Source organism: Algoriphagus sp. oki45 (assembly GCF_036245605.1).
GTDB lineage: Bacteria > Bacteroidota > Bacteroidia > Cytophagales > Cyclobacteriaceae > Algoriphagus.
In genome coordinates, this window is record NZ_BTPC01000002.1 from 398,202 (window position 1) to 414,183 (window position 15,982).

The 15,982-nt window shown below is 45.8% G+C and carries 14 protein-coding genes; 6 read left to right on the top strand and 8 right to left on the bottom strand.

Annotated features, from left to right (window positions below; all coding sequences use genetic code 11):
* Positions 1 to 92 precede the first annotated feature (92 nt).
* A complete protein-coding gene (locus tag AAA942_RS11210) occupies positions 93 to 2,480 on the top strand; it encodes a TonB-dependent receptor (protein WP_338220361.1) in 2,388 nt (795 codons plus the stop codon).
* A gap of 67 nt (positions 2,481 to 2,547) precedes the next feature.
* Here AAA942_RS11210 and AAA942_RS11215 read toward each other — a convergent pair whose 3' ends face one another.
* The 3 genes from AAA942_RS11215 to AAA942_RS11225 all read right to left on the bottom strand — a co-directional run bounded on the left by AAA942_RS11215 (position 2,548) and on the right by AAA942_RS11225 (position 7,203).
* Complete coding sequence (locus tag AAA942_RS11215; protein ID WP_338220362.1) at positions 2,548 to 2,961, bottom strand: hypothetical protein; 414 nt, start codon at positions 2,959 to 2,961, stop codon at positions 2,548 to 2,550.
* Between the two features lie 497 nt (positions 2,962 to 3,458).
* Complete coding sequence (locus tag AAA942_RS11220) at positions 3,459 to 4,571, bottom strand: amidohydrolase family protein (protein WP_338220363.1); 1,113 nt, start codon at positions 4,569 to 4,571, stop codon at positions 3,459 to 3,461.
* 79 nt (positions 4,572 to 4,650) lie between these two features.
* The gene (locus tag AAA942_RS11225) at positions 4,651 to 7,203 is read right to left on the bottom strand and encodes a M14 family metallopeptidase (protein WP_338220364.1); all 2,553 of its coding nucleotides are present in this window, start codon (positions 7,201 to 7,203) and stop codon (positions 4,651 to 4,653) included.
* A gap of 92 nt (positions 7,204 to 7,295) precedes the next feature.
* Between AAA942_RS11225 and AAA942_RS20325 the strand changes: the two genes are divergently transcribed.
* The 4 genes from AAA942_RS20325 to AAA942_RS11240 are packed head-to-tail and all read left to right on the top strand — an operon-like array spanning position 7,296 to position 8,484.
* Complete coding sequence (locus tag AAA942_RS20325; protein ID WP_445083338.1) at positions 7,296 to 7,556, top strand: PLDc N-terminal domain-containing protein; 261 nt, start codon at positions 7,296 to 7,298, stop codon at positions 7,554 to 7,556.
* Between the two features lie 2 nt (positions 7,557 to 7,558).
* On the top strand, positions 7,559 to 7,786 hold the full coding sequence (locus AAA942_RS11230; RefSeq protein WP_338220365.1) for a PLD nuclease N-terminal domain-containing protein: 228 nt from the start codon (positions 7,559 to 7,561) through the stop codon (positions 7,784 to 7,786).
* A gap of 3 nt (positions 7,787 to 7,789) precedes the next feature.
* Positions 7,790 to 7,957: a PLDc N-terminal domain-containing protein gene (locus AAA942_RS11235; RefSeq protein WP_338220366.1), complete on the top strand. Its 168-nt coding sequence runs from the start codon at positions 7,790 to 7,792 to the stop codon at positions 7,955 to 7,957.
* An 8-nt stretch (positions 7,958 to 7,965) separates the two neighbouring features.
* Positions 7,966 to 8,484, top strand: coding sequence for a DUF1648 domain-containing protein (locus AAA942_RS11240; protein WP_338220367.1), 519 nt, complete (start codon positions 7,966 to 7,968; stop codon positions 8,482 to 8,484).
* Positions 8,485 to 8,532: 48 nt separating this feature from the next.
* Here the strand turns inward: AAA942_RS11240 and AAA942_RS11245 are convergent, their stop codons facing one another.
* A complete protein-coding gene (locus AAA942_RS11245) occupies positions 8,533 to 9,423 on the bottom strand; it encodes a TIGR01777 family oxidoreductase (RefSeq protein ID WP_338220368.1) in 891 nt (296 codons plus the stop codon).
* A gap of 164 nt (positions 9,424 to 9,587) precedes the next feature.
* On the opposite strand from AAA942_RS11245, the gene AAA942_RS11250 reads away from it, so the two are divergent.
* Positions 9,588 to 10,790 carry a chloride channel protein gene (locus AAA942_RS11250; RefSeq protein ID WP_338220369.1) on the top strand — a complete coding sequence of 401 codons (1,203 nt, stop codon included), beginning with the start codon at positions 9,588 to 9,590 and terminating at the stop codon, positions 10,788 to 10,790.
* Here the strand turns inward: AAA942_RS11250 and AAA942_RS11255 are convergent.
* The 4 genes from AAA942_RS11255 to AAA942_RS11270 are packed head-to-tail and all read right to left on the bottom strand — an operon-like array spanning position 10,787 to position 15,929.
* Positions 10,787 to 11,596, bottom strand: a complete 810-nt coding sequence (locus tag AAA942_RS11255) for an ion transporter (protein WP_338220370.1) — start codon at positions 11,594 to 11,596, stop codon at positions 10,787 to 10,789. The two genes, AAA942_RS11250 and AAA942_RS11255, sit on opposite strands and share 4 nt — an antisense overlap.
* Before the next feature lie 23 nt (positions 11,597 to 11,619).
* On the bottom strand, positions 11,620 to 14,091 hold the full coding sequence (locus tag AAA942_RS11260; protein WP_338220371.1) for a bifunctional UDP-N-acetylmuramoyl-tripeptide:D-alanyl-D-alanine ligase/alanine racemase: 2,472 nt from the start codon (positions 14,089 to 14,091) through the stop codon (positions 11,620 to 11,622).
* Positions 14,092 to 15,177 carry a lysylphosphatidylglycerol synthase transmembrane domain-containing protein gene (locus AAA942_RS11265; RefSeq protein WP_338220372.1) on the bottom strand — a complete coding sequence of 362 codons (1,086 nt, stop codon included), beginning with the start codon at positions 15,175 to 15,177 and terminating at the stop codon, positions 14,092 to 14,094.
* A gap of 2 nt (positions 15,178 to 15,179) precedes the next feature.
* On the bottom strand, positions 15,180 to 15,929 hold the full coding sequence (locus AAA942_RS11270; RefSeq protein ID WP_338220373.1) for a segregation and condensation protein A: 750 nt from the start codon (positions 15,927 to 15,929) through the stop codon (positions 15,180 to 15,182).
* Positions 15,930 to 15,982 lie beyond the last annotated feature (53 nt).

Consider the following 15,982-nt stretch of genomic DNA (forward strand, 5'->3'; position numbering starts at 1 on the left):
TTGAATGCTGTGCTGGCGGGTAAAACAATCAACGGAAACCTCCCCTAGGCTTTCCCATGTTTCACTCAACCTCCCGAAAGGGAATAAGTATCATGAAAAAATTCATCTTTGGCCTCGCGCTTTGCCTGGCCAGTACAGTCCTTTGGGCACAAAACAGCCTCAAAGGAAAAGTAGTGGATGCCCAATCCAACCTGCCTTTGGTTGGCGCTTCAGTTTGGGCTGAAAATGCAGGAAGAGGAGCAGTCACCGATCAGGATGGGCTGTTTGTCCTGAGTAAATTGTCCTCCGGGAGTGTGGAAATCCGGGTTTCCTATTTGGGCTATGAGACCCGAAGGGAAAGTGCCACCCTGCCTACAGCAGATGTTCTGGAAATCCGTCTCGAGCCGAAGGATTTCCTTACAGAAGAGTTTATCGTGTCTGCTACCCGGGCATCGGAAAATACCCCGACCACTTTCACTACAGTGGATAAAGCGGAGATAGCCAAAAGAAATCTGGGTCAGGATATTCCCATCCTGCTCAATTTCACCCCATCGGTAGTGTCCCATTCGGATGCCGGAGCCGGTGTAGGTTATACCGGCCTTAGAATCAGAGGGACCGATCAAACCCGAATCAACGCCACCATCAACGGTATTCCGCTCAACGATGCCGAATCACATGGGGTATTTTGGGTGAATATGCCTGATTTTGCCTCCTCTGTGGAATCCCTCCAAATCCAACGGGGAGTCGGCACTTCTACCAATGGAGCGGCCACCTTTGGAGCGAGTCTGAACTTCCAGACTGACACGCGAAGGGATGAGGCTTACGCTGAGTTGGACAATGGCTTTGGCTCTTTCAATACCTGGAGAAATACAGTAAAAGCAGGGACAGGATTGCTTAATAACCGATTTGCAGTGGATGCCCGGCTTTCCAAAATCACCTCGGACGGATATGTGGACCGGGCTTTTTCTGACCTTAGCAGCTGGTTTGTATCCGGAGGATATTACGGGGAAAAAAGTGTGATCAAGCTGATTGCCTTCTCCGGAAGGGAGCAAACCTACCAAAGCTGGTACGGACTGCCGGAATCCAAGCTGGAAAATGACCGAACCTACAACTTCTACACCTACGACAACGAAACGGACAATTACCAGCAGGATCACTATCAGTTGATCTATACCGGCATCCTAGGGTCCAACTGGAAAACCAATTTGGCCCTGCATTACACCTACGGTAGAGGATATTTTGAGCAGTACCGAGAGGATGATGCGTTTGAAAATTATGGATTGTCGCCGGTTCAGATTGGGAATGAGCTTATCGAAAGCACAGATATCATCCGTCGTCGCTGGTTGGACAATGATTTCTACGGATTTGTGGGTTCTGCAAATTATATCTCGGACGATGGACGCCTTGACCTGATTATCGGTGGTGGAGCCAATCGCTACGACGGGGATCATTTTGGAGAAATCATCTGGGCTCGGGTGGCAGGAAATACGGATATCCGTGATCGCTACTACGACAACAATGCGGTAAAAGACGATCGGAACATCTATTCCAAGGCGACCTTTGAGGTAAAACCCGGATTGAATCTATTCGGAGATTTGCAGGTGAGAGGGATAGATTATTCCTTCTTTGGGGTTAATGACGATCAGCGAATCGTGGACGGTCAGGAGTCTTACACCTTTTTTAATCCCAAGTTTGGAATCTCCTACGAAAAAGGTCCGCAAACTTGGTATGCCAGCTTTGCCGTGGCCAACCGAGAACCTACCCGCTCGGATTTCATCGACAATCCGATCACGGAAATCCCAAGACCCGAGCGGCTAAACAATATCGAGGCAGGGGTTCGTGCAAAAACAGGCAACTTCACCTACAATGCCAATTTCTATTACATGGGCTACCAAGACCAACTGATCCTCACTGGGCAAATTAACGATGTCGGAGCCTACATTCGGGAAAATGTGGCTTCTTCCTATCGGGCAGGCATTGAGCTGGATGGAGCCTATGCCCTATCTCCGGCTTGGACTTTGGGTGGGAATATTGCTTTCAGCCAAAACAAAATCCGGGAGTTTACCGAATACATCGACGATTACAGCGTAGAGGAATTTCAGCAAGAGGCGTTTACCTATACCAACACGGATATCGCCTTTTCTCCAAATGTGGTAGGTTCTGCGATTATTGAGTTTAAGCCGATCAAAAACCTCTCCCTTAACTGGCTGAGTAAGTACGTGGGTCGTCAGTTTTTGGACAATACGGCCAATGAAACCAGATCGCTGGATGCGTTCTTTACCAATGACTTGCGAATTAGCTATTCTGCTACTCCGAGGTTTTTCAAAGGCTTGGAAGTCAACTTGCTGATCAACAATATCTTCAATGAGCTATATGAGCCAAACGGCTATACGTTCAGCTACTTTGTGCCGGGAGATACAGGAAGGGAATTGATCACCGAAAACTTCTACTATCCTCAGGCAGGGACCAATTTCCTGCTCGGATTACGAATGAAGTTTTAAAAATTGCTCACAGATGGCACAGATGAGCGCAGATATAAATCTGTGAAAATCTGTTTCATCTGTGAGATCAATACAATTGAAGCCCTTTCTGGATTTGTGCCAAGGCACGAATCGCATCTTTCTCCCTGGCATAATCAAACACCAGCAGCTCATTTCCTTCCAGCTTTAGCACGCACTTGTAGGTGGTTATTTCAGAAGAAATTGTAGGGCTGATTCCATTGGGGAGGTTTCTGTGCTGATAGGTATGGTGGATCAATTCAGCATGATTTATCCCGGGAAGAGGTTCCCATTTGCCGGTTTTTACCCACAACATGCTTTGATATCTTTTGATCTTTTTCTTCTCAAAATCAATCAAGGTGCCGGAGAATGTAGAAATCAATCCCAATCCCAACAGCAAAGGGATTCCTCCTACCAATAGAATTTTTAAAAAGGGGGTCTCTACCTCCAAAAAGAAAGGAGTAATCCAAACAGCTAGCCCCATTAAGATTGATACTGTTCCTGCAAGCAGATAGCCTGAATTTTTGTGGCGAGTATTGTGATGAAAGAGTCGCAAATGATTAATTCAAAATGGAAAATAAGATTTATTCGCTGCCAAGAGTAAGAATATTCTCACAGATTACACAGAATTGCACAGATACAAAAATCTGTGGGAATCCGTGTCATCTGTGAGCTATTCATTTTACCAGCTACTCAGAAAGGCAAACAACCTCTCGGTCATGCAGGAAACTCCGAGATCTCAGACTTGGATAAATGGACCGGTTTTCAAGCCAAACTTTGTAAAGAAAAGAAACATTTGCTTTACCTGTGGAGTGCGATAGGTAAAGAAAACAAGCTTTTCTTTACATAAGCCGAAGTCTTTGCAAAGGTTTTCCAATTTTCTTTACAGAGTGAGGCAGTATGAAAAGCAACTTATCATTTAAGAAAAAGGCCAAGGATTATCTTGTATCCTTGGCCTTTGCAGTTTTTTTAAAAGATCTATCAATCCGGAAACTGTGACTTATCCATCCCCGGCACGATTCGCAGCGCATTTTTGTAATAAACCTTCTTCAACACCTCATCCGGAAGCCCCAATCCATACATTGCCCAAAAGGCATGGTACTTTTTGTAGTAGGGGAAATATTCGTCCTCAGTTTCCAAAACTCGGAAGTAGGTGTGGAATTCCTCGGGATTGTAGGCGTCTTTGCCGAATAGCAATCGGTCCTGATATCGGATGAAAAACTCTTTGGCTCTTCTCGGCTGTCTTCCAAACTCCGCAATCACCGCTCCGATGCCAAAGTTGACGTTGGGATATTTTTCCAAATGCGCACTCGCGGCGTCGAGGTCATTGGCCATCCAGCCCATGTGGGCATTGATGAAGGTTGTTTTGGGATGCTTTGCAAATACGTTATGCTGCTCTGCGATGATTTGCTCAAAGGGCACCGGGTCGGTATCGGATCGCTTTCGGTTGGGATTCAGTTTCAGTTCCAGCCAGCGTTCGTTGTTGGCATCCATGGGCTGCCAGAAAGGCGCCGGATCTGCTGAGTGAATCAGCACAGGGATTCCCAATTCCCCGGCTTTTGCCCATACCGGATCCAAATCCGGATGATCCACGGGGATTCGGTTGCCATTGATGTCTTTGGAGTTGAGCCCGAGACTTTTGTAGATCTTCAGACCCACAGCCCCAGCAGCTACGTCTTCTTCCAGCTCCTTGACGGCGATTCGGCTCCAATTTTCATCCCCAAATCCAGCAAAATTCAGATTGGTAAATACCATGAATCTTCCCGGTGCATGGGTATTGAAATCCCTGATCATAGCTCGAATGTATTCCTGTTGGGTATTGCTGTCCCCTCTTCCAAAACCTCTTCCGCTCAGGTTGACCAGCACTCCCATGTTGAGTTCTTTCATTTCTCTGACCAGCTGATCGATTTTTTCCTCATTGATGCCTCCCTGATGGCTATGGATATCCACAAAGGGGAATTTGGCCCGAGTGACCGGATTTTGGGGGACTTTCAGCGTGGAGGGGGGATTGTATTCTTCGAAGCTCATTTCCTGGGCAAATGCTGAAGTCATTCCCAACAGGAAAAGAATCAGAAGATTTAGACTTTTTTTCATGGAAGTAAGGTGTTAAGATTTTTGGCAAACAAGAACAAACAAAAAGAAATCCTGACTTTTAAGCCAGGATTTCTATGAATCAGCGCGCGGTGCCCCCATCGATGACCTGTCCGAAATAAATGGCATTCATAAACAGCTTGTTAGTACCAAACCAGAATGCCCGGAAGTTCATGTTATCAGCAAATCCGATGACTCTTCCTCTGCCTACTGCAGATACCCGAATCACTGCACTTTGCTGTAATCCCGGTAAGTTGCTTGGGTGGAGATAGCCTGAGGCTAAGGGGTCTTGGGTGTAAACCAAAGGATTGGCGTACGGGTTGGAAGAGGGCTCGAGGAAGAAGTTATCATTTCTGAAGGTGTGTATTTCTTTTTCCTGATAGCCATATCCTATCGGATGTGTGATATCAAGGTTGGCTTTGAAGATGGCTCCAAAGGTTCCTTTGGCTCCGGTGGCATTGTCATAATTCGCATAGCTTTTTTGCAAACCTTTTTCGGAATTATCCACCATTCGCTGGGCAAAGTTTCCGATTTCATTTTGGATCAACCAACGAACTGCTCCTCCTTTTGCAATCAGGGTATTCCCGGCACTGACCCAGGACTTGATCGCATTGGCGCCTGAACCTCCCAGCCTTCCGTAGTTGCCGTCTGCCATGATAATCACATTATATCGGGACAGATTGGCTCCTGACACGGCATCCAGAGGAAGTAGGGTGATCGGCATATTCATTCGCTGATCGAGCAGGTGCCAAATCTCTCCTGCTTCGTAACTATCCACACCACCATCCACCAAAAGCGCAATTTTTGGCGCATCAAGAGGACTCATGAAGGTGGATCCTAAATTGGCTCCGGAAGTGTATCCGGTCGTCAGCGCGTGGATATCCACGGTGGACATTTTGGCGATTTCCTGAAGCTTGCTATGGAATGCCAAATCGTCCATTCCTGATTCTCCTTTTCCTATCAAAAGCGTGCCTCTACCAAATGTCTTCCCTTCTGCTGTGGAAAACTCGGTATTGGATACCCGAACGAGAAACTTTGCTTTCATTAACTGATAAGCTGCCTTTGGTGCGTAGTAATCGGTCCACTCCATGGCATACTGATACGCTCCCGGCTGACCGATAACCTGTCCTTCCGGAAGAGTAAATGAGTTTTTGTCTACTGGACTGACACTGGCCAGATTCAGAATCTTGCTGTTTAGCGCCATGTAGTCCAGACCGAAAGCCATGGGATAAGTCCAAGCCGAAATGTCATAGAAAAGGCTGTCCTCGAAGGTAGTGCGGGTCTCAAACATGGCCTTGATCAATCGGTATTGGGGTTGATCGGCAGGGACGATGTAGGAGTTTTCTTTCTTAAACTCCTGCCCATTGATGGTCACGTCTTCATTCAGGGAGAAGACTTCAATATCATGCTGAAGGATCAAATCTGCGAGATGGAAACTTCGCGCATCATCTGACTCGGTTCCGAAAATATAGGCCTTGTTGACATCGGCGGTGGTTTCGTTTTTGATCTCGGTGTAGAAATCCTTCATCCACTGATTGAGCTCCACGCGCATTTCTTTGGCGGCCTGGTAAGAAGAAAGATTGGCAGTAAACTGATTTCTGATGGTGAATGGAAAGCTCAGCAGCCCATTGGCACTTTCCTGTAAATGACCTCTTGAGCTAGCCTGCTCAAACAGGATTCCGATGGAGCCCTGTACATCCGGATAGGTAGAGCCTTTTCCGTAGTAGAAATCATCATAGTTCTCCTGATTGTAGTACAACGACCCGATTTGATCCAAGGCTTTGGCGTGGTAGGTTCCGATTTTCTCAGTCAGTTCAAAATTCTTTTTCGGAGTCAATGGATGGACCCGAGATGGAACACCTGGCTGAAAAAAGAAGGTGCTGTTGGTTCCCATTTCGTGGAAATCCAAGTGAATATTGGGAAGCCAGCTTTGGAATACGCGTACCCGATTTCTGGATTCGGGATGTTGCACAGGTAGCCAGTCCCGGTTGAGGTCAAACCAATAGTGATTGGTCCTGCCTCTTGGCCAAGCCTCGTTGTATTCCCGGCCTGCAGGGTCTCCGTTGAGATGATAGGCCTTATGAGAATTGACCCAAGAGGCAAATCGGTTTAATCCGTCGGGGTTGATGGCCGGATCGAGAAGGAGGACGATGTTTTCCAGTTCGGAGGCGATTTCATTCGCTGCTGCAAAATGATATGCCGCCAATAGTGAGGCATTGGCCCCTGAGGGCTCATTTCCATGGACAGAATATCCCATAAACATGACCACAGGCATATTCTGTATGTCTATCGAGCTTCCGGGTTCTCGAAGCTTTGCCCTTTCGGCTTTGATTTGGTCCAGTTTGGTCAGATTAGAAGGTGAAGAAATAGTCAGGAGTGTCTGCGGTCGTTTTTCGTAAGAGCGACCGGTTTCCTCAAAGATCACCCGATCTGAGGCTTCAGCCACAGCTTTCATGTAGATGACCAGCTGATCATGGGTGACGTGCCATTCCCCTACTTCGTAGCCTAAAACCTGCTTGGGCGTCGGGATGGCGGGATTGTAAGTGTATCCTTTGGGAAGGTAATAACTCAGATCCTGAGCGAATGTGAGCGATGCAATCAGAGCTAAAAGCACCGATAGGGTGAACTTTTTCATGGAGTGAAATTTTATCAATTGACTAAATTCTTAACTAGTTTGATCAAAAAAAGCTATTTTAGACGGGTGGTAAAAATAATAGAACAAACGACATGGATTTGATTGTGCCTTCTCATGGATTGATATTTTGGCAACTTTCTGCTCTAGTTTATCTTGGGTTTTGGGTGTATGCCCTGGTCGACTGTTTGAGAAATGACTTTCGGGGACCCAATCAAAAGTTGATTTGGATTTTGCTGATCCTTTTTGCTCAGATCATCGGGGCATTCCTCTACCTAAGTATGAGTAGAAGTACCAAAGTGAAACGAACATTTAAACCTGATTTTTCAAAAATTTCCAATTCATCAAAAGATTAACCATGGAATTAGCCTTTATACAAAATATGGGAGGATTTTTTTTGATCGGAATTCTCCTGATTTCCCTGATCTACTTTATTCTTTGGGTGTATTGCCTGATTGATGTCATTCGGTCTGATTTTAAAGACCAAAACATGAAATTGATTTGGGTGGTGATCCTTCTTTTTGCCCAAGGCTTTGGCCCGATTGCCTATTTGGTATTGGGTCCGGGAACCAAAAAATTTGCCTAAGCTATGCTAAAAATACTCGGATTTATTGTCTACGCCTTCACCATTTACGATGTGGTGACCAGTCGATTTGCCAATTCAAATGATAAGCTGATTTGGATTTTGATCGTGCTCCTGCTTCCCTTGTTGGGGACCATTGTTTGGTTTGCGATAGGGAGGAATAAGCGGATTTGAGTCAATGCATGGAAAGACCTGTTCTTAAGCTTGAAAAGGGACTCTTGGATTGGATTTTAGAAATCCTCAATCTGTGTGTTTTGGGGTTTCTGTTGATTTACCCCCTGACTTATTTTGCGGAAATTCCGGATACGATTCCCATTCATTTCAATCAAGAGGGGAAACCTGACGGATTTGGCCCAAAAAATAGCATTTGGATCCAGCCCGTAATGGGAATTTTCCTCTATTTGCTTTTGGGTCTTTTCAGAAGTATCCCTCATGTGCTGAATATCCCCGTAGAAATCACTCCTGAAAATGCGGAAGTCCAGTATCGACTAGTCACAAGAATGTTAAGTTGGCTAAGTTTGTTGATCCTATTAATCTTTTCGACCCTGGTATACAAAGTGGTTCAATCTAGTTTTGACAACACAATGACACTAGGCTATTTCTTTTCACCCCTATTTATTGGAGGTATTTTAAGCATTCTGGGAGGCTATATTTTTCTTGCTTATAAGAATAAAAAAGGCAAAGCTCAAATTCCTAAATAAGACGCTGGCCTGAGCCTTAATGCCATGACCTTTTTGAAAATGGGATTTTTACCGGTGAAAAATATCCCTCAAAGCCGCTGAAAGCTCGAAGAACTCAAACTGGAATCCAGCTTTTTGGATTTTCTGAGAAGAAACCCTATTTCCTCCCAAGACCATCGCGGCCATTTCTCCCAAAACCAATTTGAGTGCAAAACCCGGCACCCCGATTCCCAAATAGGGCTTCCCTTTGGCAGAAGCCGCCTCTTGCGTCAGTTGCTGATTGGTTGCCGGATTGGGTCCGACAGCATTGTATACTCCTTGTAGGGTGGTTTTTTCCAAGGCAAAAACAAACATCCTCGCCAAATCCTCAATATGAATCCAACTCATCCACTGATCTCCTGAGCCCAAGGGGGCAGCTACCGGAGGCTTGAGCATTTCACCCAATGCGCCGCCGTCTGCATCAAGTACAATCCCGATTCTAAGAAGCACGGTCCGCAGGTGTAAGGCTTCCATTTTTTTGGCTTCATTTTCCCAGGCAATCACCACTTGGGCCAGGAAGTCATCTCCCGCGGGACTGTTTTCATCTACTAATTTTGTTCCGGTATTGAATCCATAATAGCCCACTGCCGAGGCAGAAATAAAGGTGCTTGGTTTGTTGACAGCCTTTTCAATTGCAGAATAAAGCAGTTTTGTGCTTTGGGTTCTGGATTCTAGAATCAGCTTTTTGCGCTCCGGAGTCCAGCGCTTTTCAGCGACACCTGCACCAGCTAAATGAATCACGGCATCTGCCCATTCCAGGGCTTCCGGATCAATTTTTCCTTTTTCCACATCCCACAAAAAATTCTTTTGCCCTTGGGCAGACCGACTCAGCCAAGCCACTTGATAGCCCTTCTTTTCCAGAAGCCGGGTGATTTGCTGACCGACTAGGCCTGAACCTCCAGTGATGAGAATGTGATCCATACTTGATTTTTTTATTTAACCCAAAATCCAAGGATTGGTTGAAATGTACGGATTTGCAACACTTTCCCGATCAGTTTTGAGCGATTAATAATTGTTATTTAATTCCAAATCTCTGAGTCGATTCTTTTCTTTGTTCTTCTCTAGTTACAATCTGCTTCTTGATTTTGGTTCGATATCTACTCCAATGGTTGGGATTTGGTTTGCTTGTGGGCATTTTGTCCGGTTCAGCTTCGGCCATTTTTTTGGTTTTGCTGGATTGGGCCACTGAAACCCGTGAAGCAAACCTATGGCTTTTGGCTCTTTTGCCTCTGGCTGGATTCGGTATCGGGTATGTTTATTACCATTATGGGGCCAATTCTGTGCAGGGAAATAATCTTCTTTTGGAGGAGCTCTATCAAACCAAAAATCCGATTCCACTCCGAATGACTCCTTTGGTTCTTTTTGGGACTGTTTTTACTCATTTGTTTGGTGGCTCGGCCGGACGGGAAGGGACTTCAGTGCAAATGGGTGGATCCTTGGCCGATCAAATCCAAAAGTGGATTCCATTGGATGCCGAGGATAGGAGAATACTTTTGATTTGTGGAGTGGCAGGAGGTTTTGCGTCCGTATTTGGTACTCCATGGGCTGGTGCTATTTTCTCTTTGGAGTGGATGCTTTCCGGCAGATTCAGGCCGCGATCCATTTTTCCTGCAGTGTGGTCGGCTTGGGTGGCCCACTTCATTTGTGAGTGGGCTTGGGGAGTAGGCCATATTTCGTATTCCATTCCCGAGATAGCTCCGCATACGCTAATCAATCTTTCGTGGATTCTTGTTGCCGGGATCGCCTTTGGGCTTACCGGAAGACTTTTCGCAGAAACGGGGCATTGGATTGGAGCGGCGTTCAATAAGGCCATTTCCTATCCTCCTCTCCGTCCTTTGGTGGGTGGAGTATTGGTGGCAGGCTTGGTATATTTGACTGATGCCTATACCTATATCGGTTTGGGGGTTCCGAGAATTTTAGAAGCATTTGAGACGCCTTTGCCCTGGTATGATTTTTTGGCAAAAATCGGTTTGACCGGCCTGACCTTGGGCTCGGGATTTAAAGGAGGGGAAGTTACTCCCTTGTTTTTCACAGGAGCTACTTTAGGGAATGCCCTTTCTGTCTGGATTCCGCTTCCTTTGGCCTTATTGGCGGGATGTGGCTTTGTGGGAGTCTTTTCCGGAGCTACTAATACCCCAATGGCCTGTACGGTGATGGGCATGGAGCTATTTGGATATGAAGCGGGTATTTTTCTGGGATTGGCTTGTCTGATGGCCTATTTGTGCAGTGGAAAAGGGGGTATTTATTCCGCTCAGGATTTCAGCAAAAAATACTCCCGGAGGATTTAGATTTTCTTTTCCCCGCAGATTCGGCAATAATTATCCTCTGGCTCCAAGGCGTCAAACCCACAGTGTGTACAGGTTTTAAGCTTTTCGTAGTGGCTTTTTCTTTTTCTGCTGGCCATCTCTGAGGTGACAATTCCTGTGGGCACGGCAATAATGGCATAGCCCAGCAACATAATCAAGGAGGCGGCAAACTGGCCCAGAGGAGTAGAAGGCGTAATATCCCCAAACCCAACTGTGGTCAAAGTCACGATGGCCCAATACATGGAAACAGGTATGCTGGTAAATCCATGCTCGGGTCCTTCGATGACAAACATCAAAGTCCCCATAATCAGGACAATGGTCAGCACCGAAAAAAGAAACATCTGGATTTTTGCAGCACTTGCCCGTAGAGCATCCCCGATAAAATCGGCCTCCGCCAGATATCTTCCCAATTTCAAAACCCGGACTATCCTCAATAAGCGAAGCGCCCGTACTACCGACAACAGTTGAGTATTGGCCACAAAAAAGCTGAGGTAAACGGGCAAAATGGCCATCAAATCCACTAAGCCATAAAAGCTCGTGACATATTTGAAAGTCTTGCTCGTCAGCCATACCCGAAGTGCATACTCAATGGTGAAAAGGAATGTAAAGGCCAATTCCAGGACATAAAATAACTCCCCGTATTTGTCGTGTAGTGAACCAACGGAATCCAAAATAGCGACTGTAACCGATCCGAAAATCAGTAATAAAAGCACAATGTCGAAGAGTTTGGATGCCCGGTCATCTGAATCAAAGACGATGTGGGCGAGGCGTTTTTTGTTCAGATACATGAGGGAATTTAGGAAAAAAGATGCTAATCCAAATAGTAAACCCGCTTTACCCTTGAGCTGATATTGGTCAGTAATTCATAAGGAATTGTTCCGATCCGATCAGCCAAATCCCGCAAAGGGATTCCTTCTCCATAGATGATGGCCTGCTCCCCTTCTCTTACTTCAGGGATTTGGGAAATATCCACCATGGTCATATCCATGCACACATTTCCGATCACAGGAGCCTTTTCGCCTTTGATTAATACATAGCCTTTGCCCATGGAGAATCTCCTGTCAAATCCATCTGCATAGCCGATGGCAAGGGTAGCGATGGTGCCTCCATTTGGAAGTTGACCCCTTCTTGAATAACCCACGGTAGAACCCGGAGCAAGCGTTTTAATCTGGGAGATGGTTGTTTTTAGTGTACTGACTGCCTTCAGCTCATGATGGTGCTTTCCGGTGACTTCTACCCCATACAGCCCGATTCCCAGTCTGACCATGTCCATTTGATACTCCGGAAAGCGAATAATCCCGGCAGAATTGAGTGCATGAATCAGTGGTCGATAGGTCAAAATGGATTCAATCTCTTTTTTCATCTTCATAAACTGCTCGAGCTGATCTATGGAAAAGACATGGTGTGCTTCCTCATCCGCTCCGACCAAATGGGTATATAAGCTTGCTATCCGCAGTTCGGGATAGGTACCGATCAGTGTCTTTAGTTCCTGGAGATGCTGGATTTCAAATCCCAATCGATGCATCCCTGTATCCAGGTCCAAATGAATAGGAATCTGGATATTGTGGTTGGAGGCATAAATTCCCAATTTTTTGAAAAAACTGGGGCTGAATACCACGGGCTCCAGCTGATACTCCCGTAGCAGGTCAAAGGACTCTTCCACCGGATTCAAAACCATGATGGGTAGGCGGATACCCTGATTTCTCAGGGTCACGCCCTCATCGGTAAATGCTACCGCAAGGTAATCTGCACCCAGAGTCTGCAGATGATTGGCGATTTCTGTAGCCCCCCCACCATAAGCAAAGGCCTTGACCATGACCATAACTCGGGTTCCTGGCTTTAGCTGTCTTTTGTAGAAATTGAAATTGTGAGTCAGGGCGTTGAGGTTGATTTCCAAAGTTGTCCCATGAATCCGCTGCTGCAGGCGATTGACTATTCTCTCCAAAGCAAAATCCCGTGCGCCGGTTACCAATATCAGGTCATTTTGAAAAGAGGTAAGTGGTAGGGATTCGATCAGTTCTTCAGTACTTTGAAATAATTCGGATTGCTGAGGAAAGAGGTCAGTGAGTCTTTTTATTTCCTGCCCCACCGCCAAAATCCTGTCTATTCGATAAGAGCGGACGAGATCAGTGACTTCTGCATAGATTTTTTCGGGTGAGCCTTGCTGGAGAAGATCGGAAAGAATCAGCACTTTTTGCCTCTTAGGTCGCTGCTGACTCATAAACTCCAAGGCTACTTTGAGCCCTGCCAGATCATTGTTGTACGTATCATCGATCAGAAGGCAATCGTTGATTCCGGGCTTCAGGGTGAGCCTCATATCCACTTGGCGCAGTTGATCCAACCCCTGCTGAATCGATTTGGGGTCTTCTCCTAATGTCAGAGCCGCCACCAAGGCATGAGTGGCATTTTCCAAGGAAGCCTGATCCGAAAAAGGGACCTGGAAGGTATAGGTACTCAGATCTTTTTTTACGAAGACTACACGGGTTCGATGGTCTCCTTTTTTGTATGAAATTCTAAAATCAGCGTCTTTTTCCTGAGACCAGGAGATCAATTTGGAAGGGTCCACGTCTTTTTCGATCTGCATACTCAGAAGCTCTTGGTCCCGGCAGTAGATCAAAAACTTGGAACTCTGAAAGAGGATAAGCTTTTCCCGGATTTTTTCCTTAAGGTTGGAAAATCCCTCTTCATGAGCACTCCCTATATTGGTGAAAATGCCCAAATCCGGACGAATGATTTTCTCCAAAGTGGCCATCTCTCCGACTTTGGATATTCCGGCTTCCAATAGGGCTACTTGGTGGTAAGGATGAATACCGAAAACAGACAAAGGAACCCCCACTTGGGAATTGTAGCTTTTTGGGCTTTTGGCCACGCTGAATTGTTGGCTAAGGAGTTGGCCAAGCCATTCTTTGGTGATGGTTTTTCCATTACTTCCCGTTATGCTCAGCACCGGAGCCGTAAAAAGGGAGCGCTGAAAGGCTGCTAATTGCTGAAGTGCGACTTTGGTATCTTTTACCTGAAGGAAGACTGCATGGGAAAGCATCTCTTCCGAGGGCTCAAAGTCCTCATGAACAAGGAAGTATCTCACTCCCTGCTGGATAAGCGAGGGAATATAATCTGCTCCGTCTGCTTTGGCTCCTCTGAGGGCAATGAAAATTGTATTAGAAGGCTGGAGGATTTGTCTGGAGTCAATGCTGATTTGGCTAAGCGCTGACCCATCTGAGACTCCCAGTAGCTTCCCTCCGGTGATTTTTAGAACTACTTCTGCTTTCAGAGCTTGGATCATCTATTCCTCCTCCTCTTCTTCTTGTTCTTGGACTTTGTTTTTCTTTTTGAAAAAGACTTGTCGTACCCACCTTGGAAGGAAAATGGCTCCCAAAATCAAATATGGGTAATAGGACAAAAGCCTCCATAAGATGCTGGTTACAAAAGTGTAACCCCCCAAAAACTGACTGAAAAACTGACCGAAGAAAAACTCTGCCGTACCGCTGCTGCCCGGTGTCGGAGAAATCATCATGACGATCCACATAATCACCTGCCTCGCAAATACGATCACATGATCCATCAGGTCCAATTCGACAAAAGCTCCAATCAGGGCATTGAGCATCAGATATCGTGAGGACCAGATAAAGATTGTAATCCCTATGATTGGCAGCCAGTATTTATAGGTTTTGCCGGCAAGTTGGCGGGAAGCTTCAATGATCTGATTTCCATACTCCTGAGCATCGTGTTTCCATTTACGGAGAAATTTGATCGAGAAAATCTTGATCAAAACCCACTTAAATACCCGAGGCTTATAAAAAAGGGCAGCGGCCATAATCAGACTGTATCCCGCATAAAGCCCATAGCTCAGCCAGAAAATCGCCTGCAGGCTATCCCCGAGCTGGGTCTCCAGAAGTTTGCTTTCGGGAAAGATATTTCCCTGTGCCAAATACAGGATAATGGGGGCACCGATCACGAAAAACAGGTTGTCCAATATTGCCGTCACCATGACGTAGGCGATAGCTTTTCCCATTTTGATCCCTTCTTTGTTCAGGATAAAAATGGCTACGGCTGTACCACCTACTACCGAAGGAGTGACGGCCGAGGCGAATTCCCAGAGGATGATTACATAGATTGCCCGAGTCCAGGTAAGATGACGGTCAGTGATCTCGCGGATTCGGTACACATAGCCTAAATCCCGAAAAAAGATGACCAGGATGGCCAAGAGGATGTATGGTAAGGAAGCATCAAAAACCGACTTTAGATTGGAAGCGTTGACGCTGGGGTCCATGTAAAACATGGCAAAAACAATCCCAAGTCCGATCAGAACTGGCACCCAAACCTTGTTGGGATTGAGAGTTTGAAAGATTTTTTTGTTGTCCAGCTTCATAATCAGGCTGCAGCGACAGGCTCAGTCTTTTCCACCCAAAAATTATTGTACCCTTCCCCGATGATAATCGTGACCTGGGAAAGCTGAAGAAGCTCAAGAATGGCCAGAAAGGTGTAAATCACAAAAATCTTTTCAGGTTTATACTCAATAAAATCCGTAAAAGGGACTTGTTTTTTAAAGCTGGTTTTTTCCAAAACGAAATTTTTTTGCTGTTCGATGGTGTAGGGATACTGAATGACCGTATGCTTGGTTTCCTCAGTTCTCGTAGCCATCTTGGCCATGCATTTTTGAAATACTTTGAGCAATTTGTAGAGATCCACATGCTGCATTTCCGCATCGACATCCTCTACTTTGCTGAGCGATTGAAGTTCTTTTAAGAGATTCCCTCTTTTTTCTTTGGCCATCCACTCCGATTCCATGTCAGAAAGATCGGCTACTACAGACTTGTACTTTTTATATTCCAAAAGGTTCCTGACCAGTTCCTCTCGGGGGTCGATTTCCTCTCCATGTTCGTTGAGGTCTGGCCGAGGCAGGAGCATCCTGGATTTGATTTTCATCAAGGTAGCTGCAAAGAGGATAAACTCACTGGCCACTTCGATTTCCATTTTTTCAAGATGATGAATGTATTCCAGAAAGTCATTGGTAATCTTCGAGATAGGAATATCATAAATATCCAATTCGTCCCGCTCAATGAAAAAAAGCATGAGGTCGAAGGGGCCTTCGAATAAGGGTAATTTGATCTCGAAACTCACCGGTTATTTAAATATTTGGGTTAATTTTGCCTCCTTGTAGCCAAAGATATTCA

What these genes read in the sequence shown, in the direction of transcription:
- AAA942_RS11210 (WP_338220361.1), top strand. Translation starts at nt 93, where the DNA reads ATGAAAAAATTCATCTTTGGCCTCGCGCTTTGCCTGGCCAGTACAGTC.
- AAA942_RS11215 (WP_338220362.1), bottom strand. Translation starts at nt 2,961, where the DNA reads ATGGGGCTAGCTGTTTGGATTACTCCTTTCTTTTTGGAGGTAGAGACC.
- AAA942_RS11220 (WP_338220363.1), bottom strand. Translation starts at nt 4,571, where the DNA reads ATGAAAAAAAGTCTAAATCTTCTGATTCTTTTCCTGTTGGGAATGACT.
- AAA942_RS11225 (WP_338220364.1), bottom strand. Translation starts at nt 7,203, where the DNA reads ATGAAAAAGTTCACCCTATCGGTGCTTTTAGCTCTGATTGCATCGCTC.
- AAA942_RS20325 (WP_445083338.1), top strand. Translation starts at nt 7,296, where the DNA reads ATGGATTTGATTGTGCCTTCTCATGGATTGATATTTTGGCAACTTTCT.
- AAA942_RS11230 (WP_338220365.1), top strand. Translation starts at nt 7,559, where the DNA reads ATGGAATTAGCCTTTATACAAAATATGGGAGGATTTTTTTTGATCGGA.
- AAA942_RS11235 (WP_338220366.1), top strand. Translation starts at nt 7,790, where the DNA reads ATGCTAAAAATACTCGGATTTATTGTCTACGCCTTCACCATTTACGAT.
- AAA942_RS11240 (WP_338220367.1), top strand. Translation starts at nt 7,966, where the DNA reads ATGGAAAGACCTGTTCTTAAGCTTGAAAAGGGACTCTTGGATTGGATT.
- AAA942_RS11245 (WP_338220368.1), bottom strand. Translation starts at nt 9,423, where the DNA reads ATGGATCACATTCTCATCACTGGAGGTTCAGGCCTAGTCGGTCAGCAA.
- AAA942_RS11255 (WP_338220370.1), bottom strand. Translation starts at nt 11,596, where the DNA reads ATGTATCTGAACAAAAAACGCCTCGCCCACATCGTCTTTGATTCAGAT.
- AAA942_RS11260 (WP_338220371.1), bottom strand. Translation starts at nt 14,091, where the DNA reads ATGATCCAAGCTCTGAAAGCAGAAGTAGTTCTAAAAATCACCGGAGGG.
- AAA942_RS11265 (WP_338220372.1), bottom strand. Translation starts at nt 15,177, where the DNA reads ATGAAGCTGGACAACAAAAAAATCTTTCAAACTCTCAATCCCAACAAG.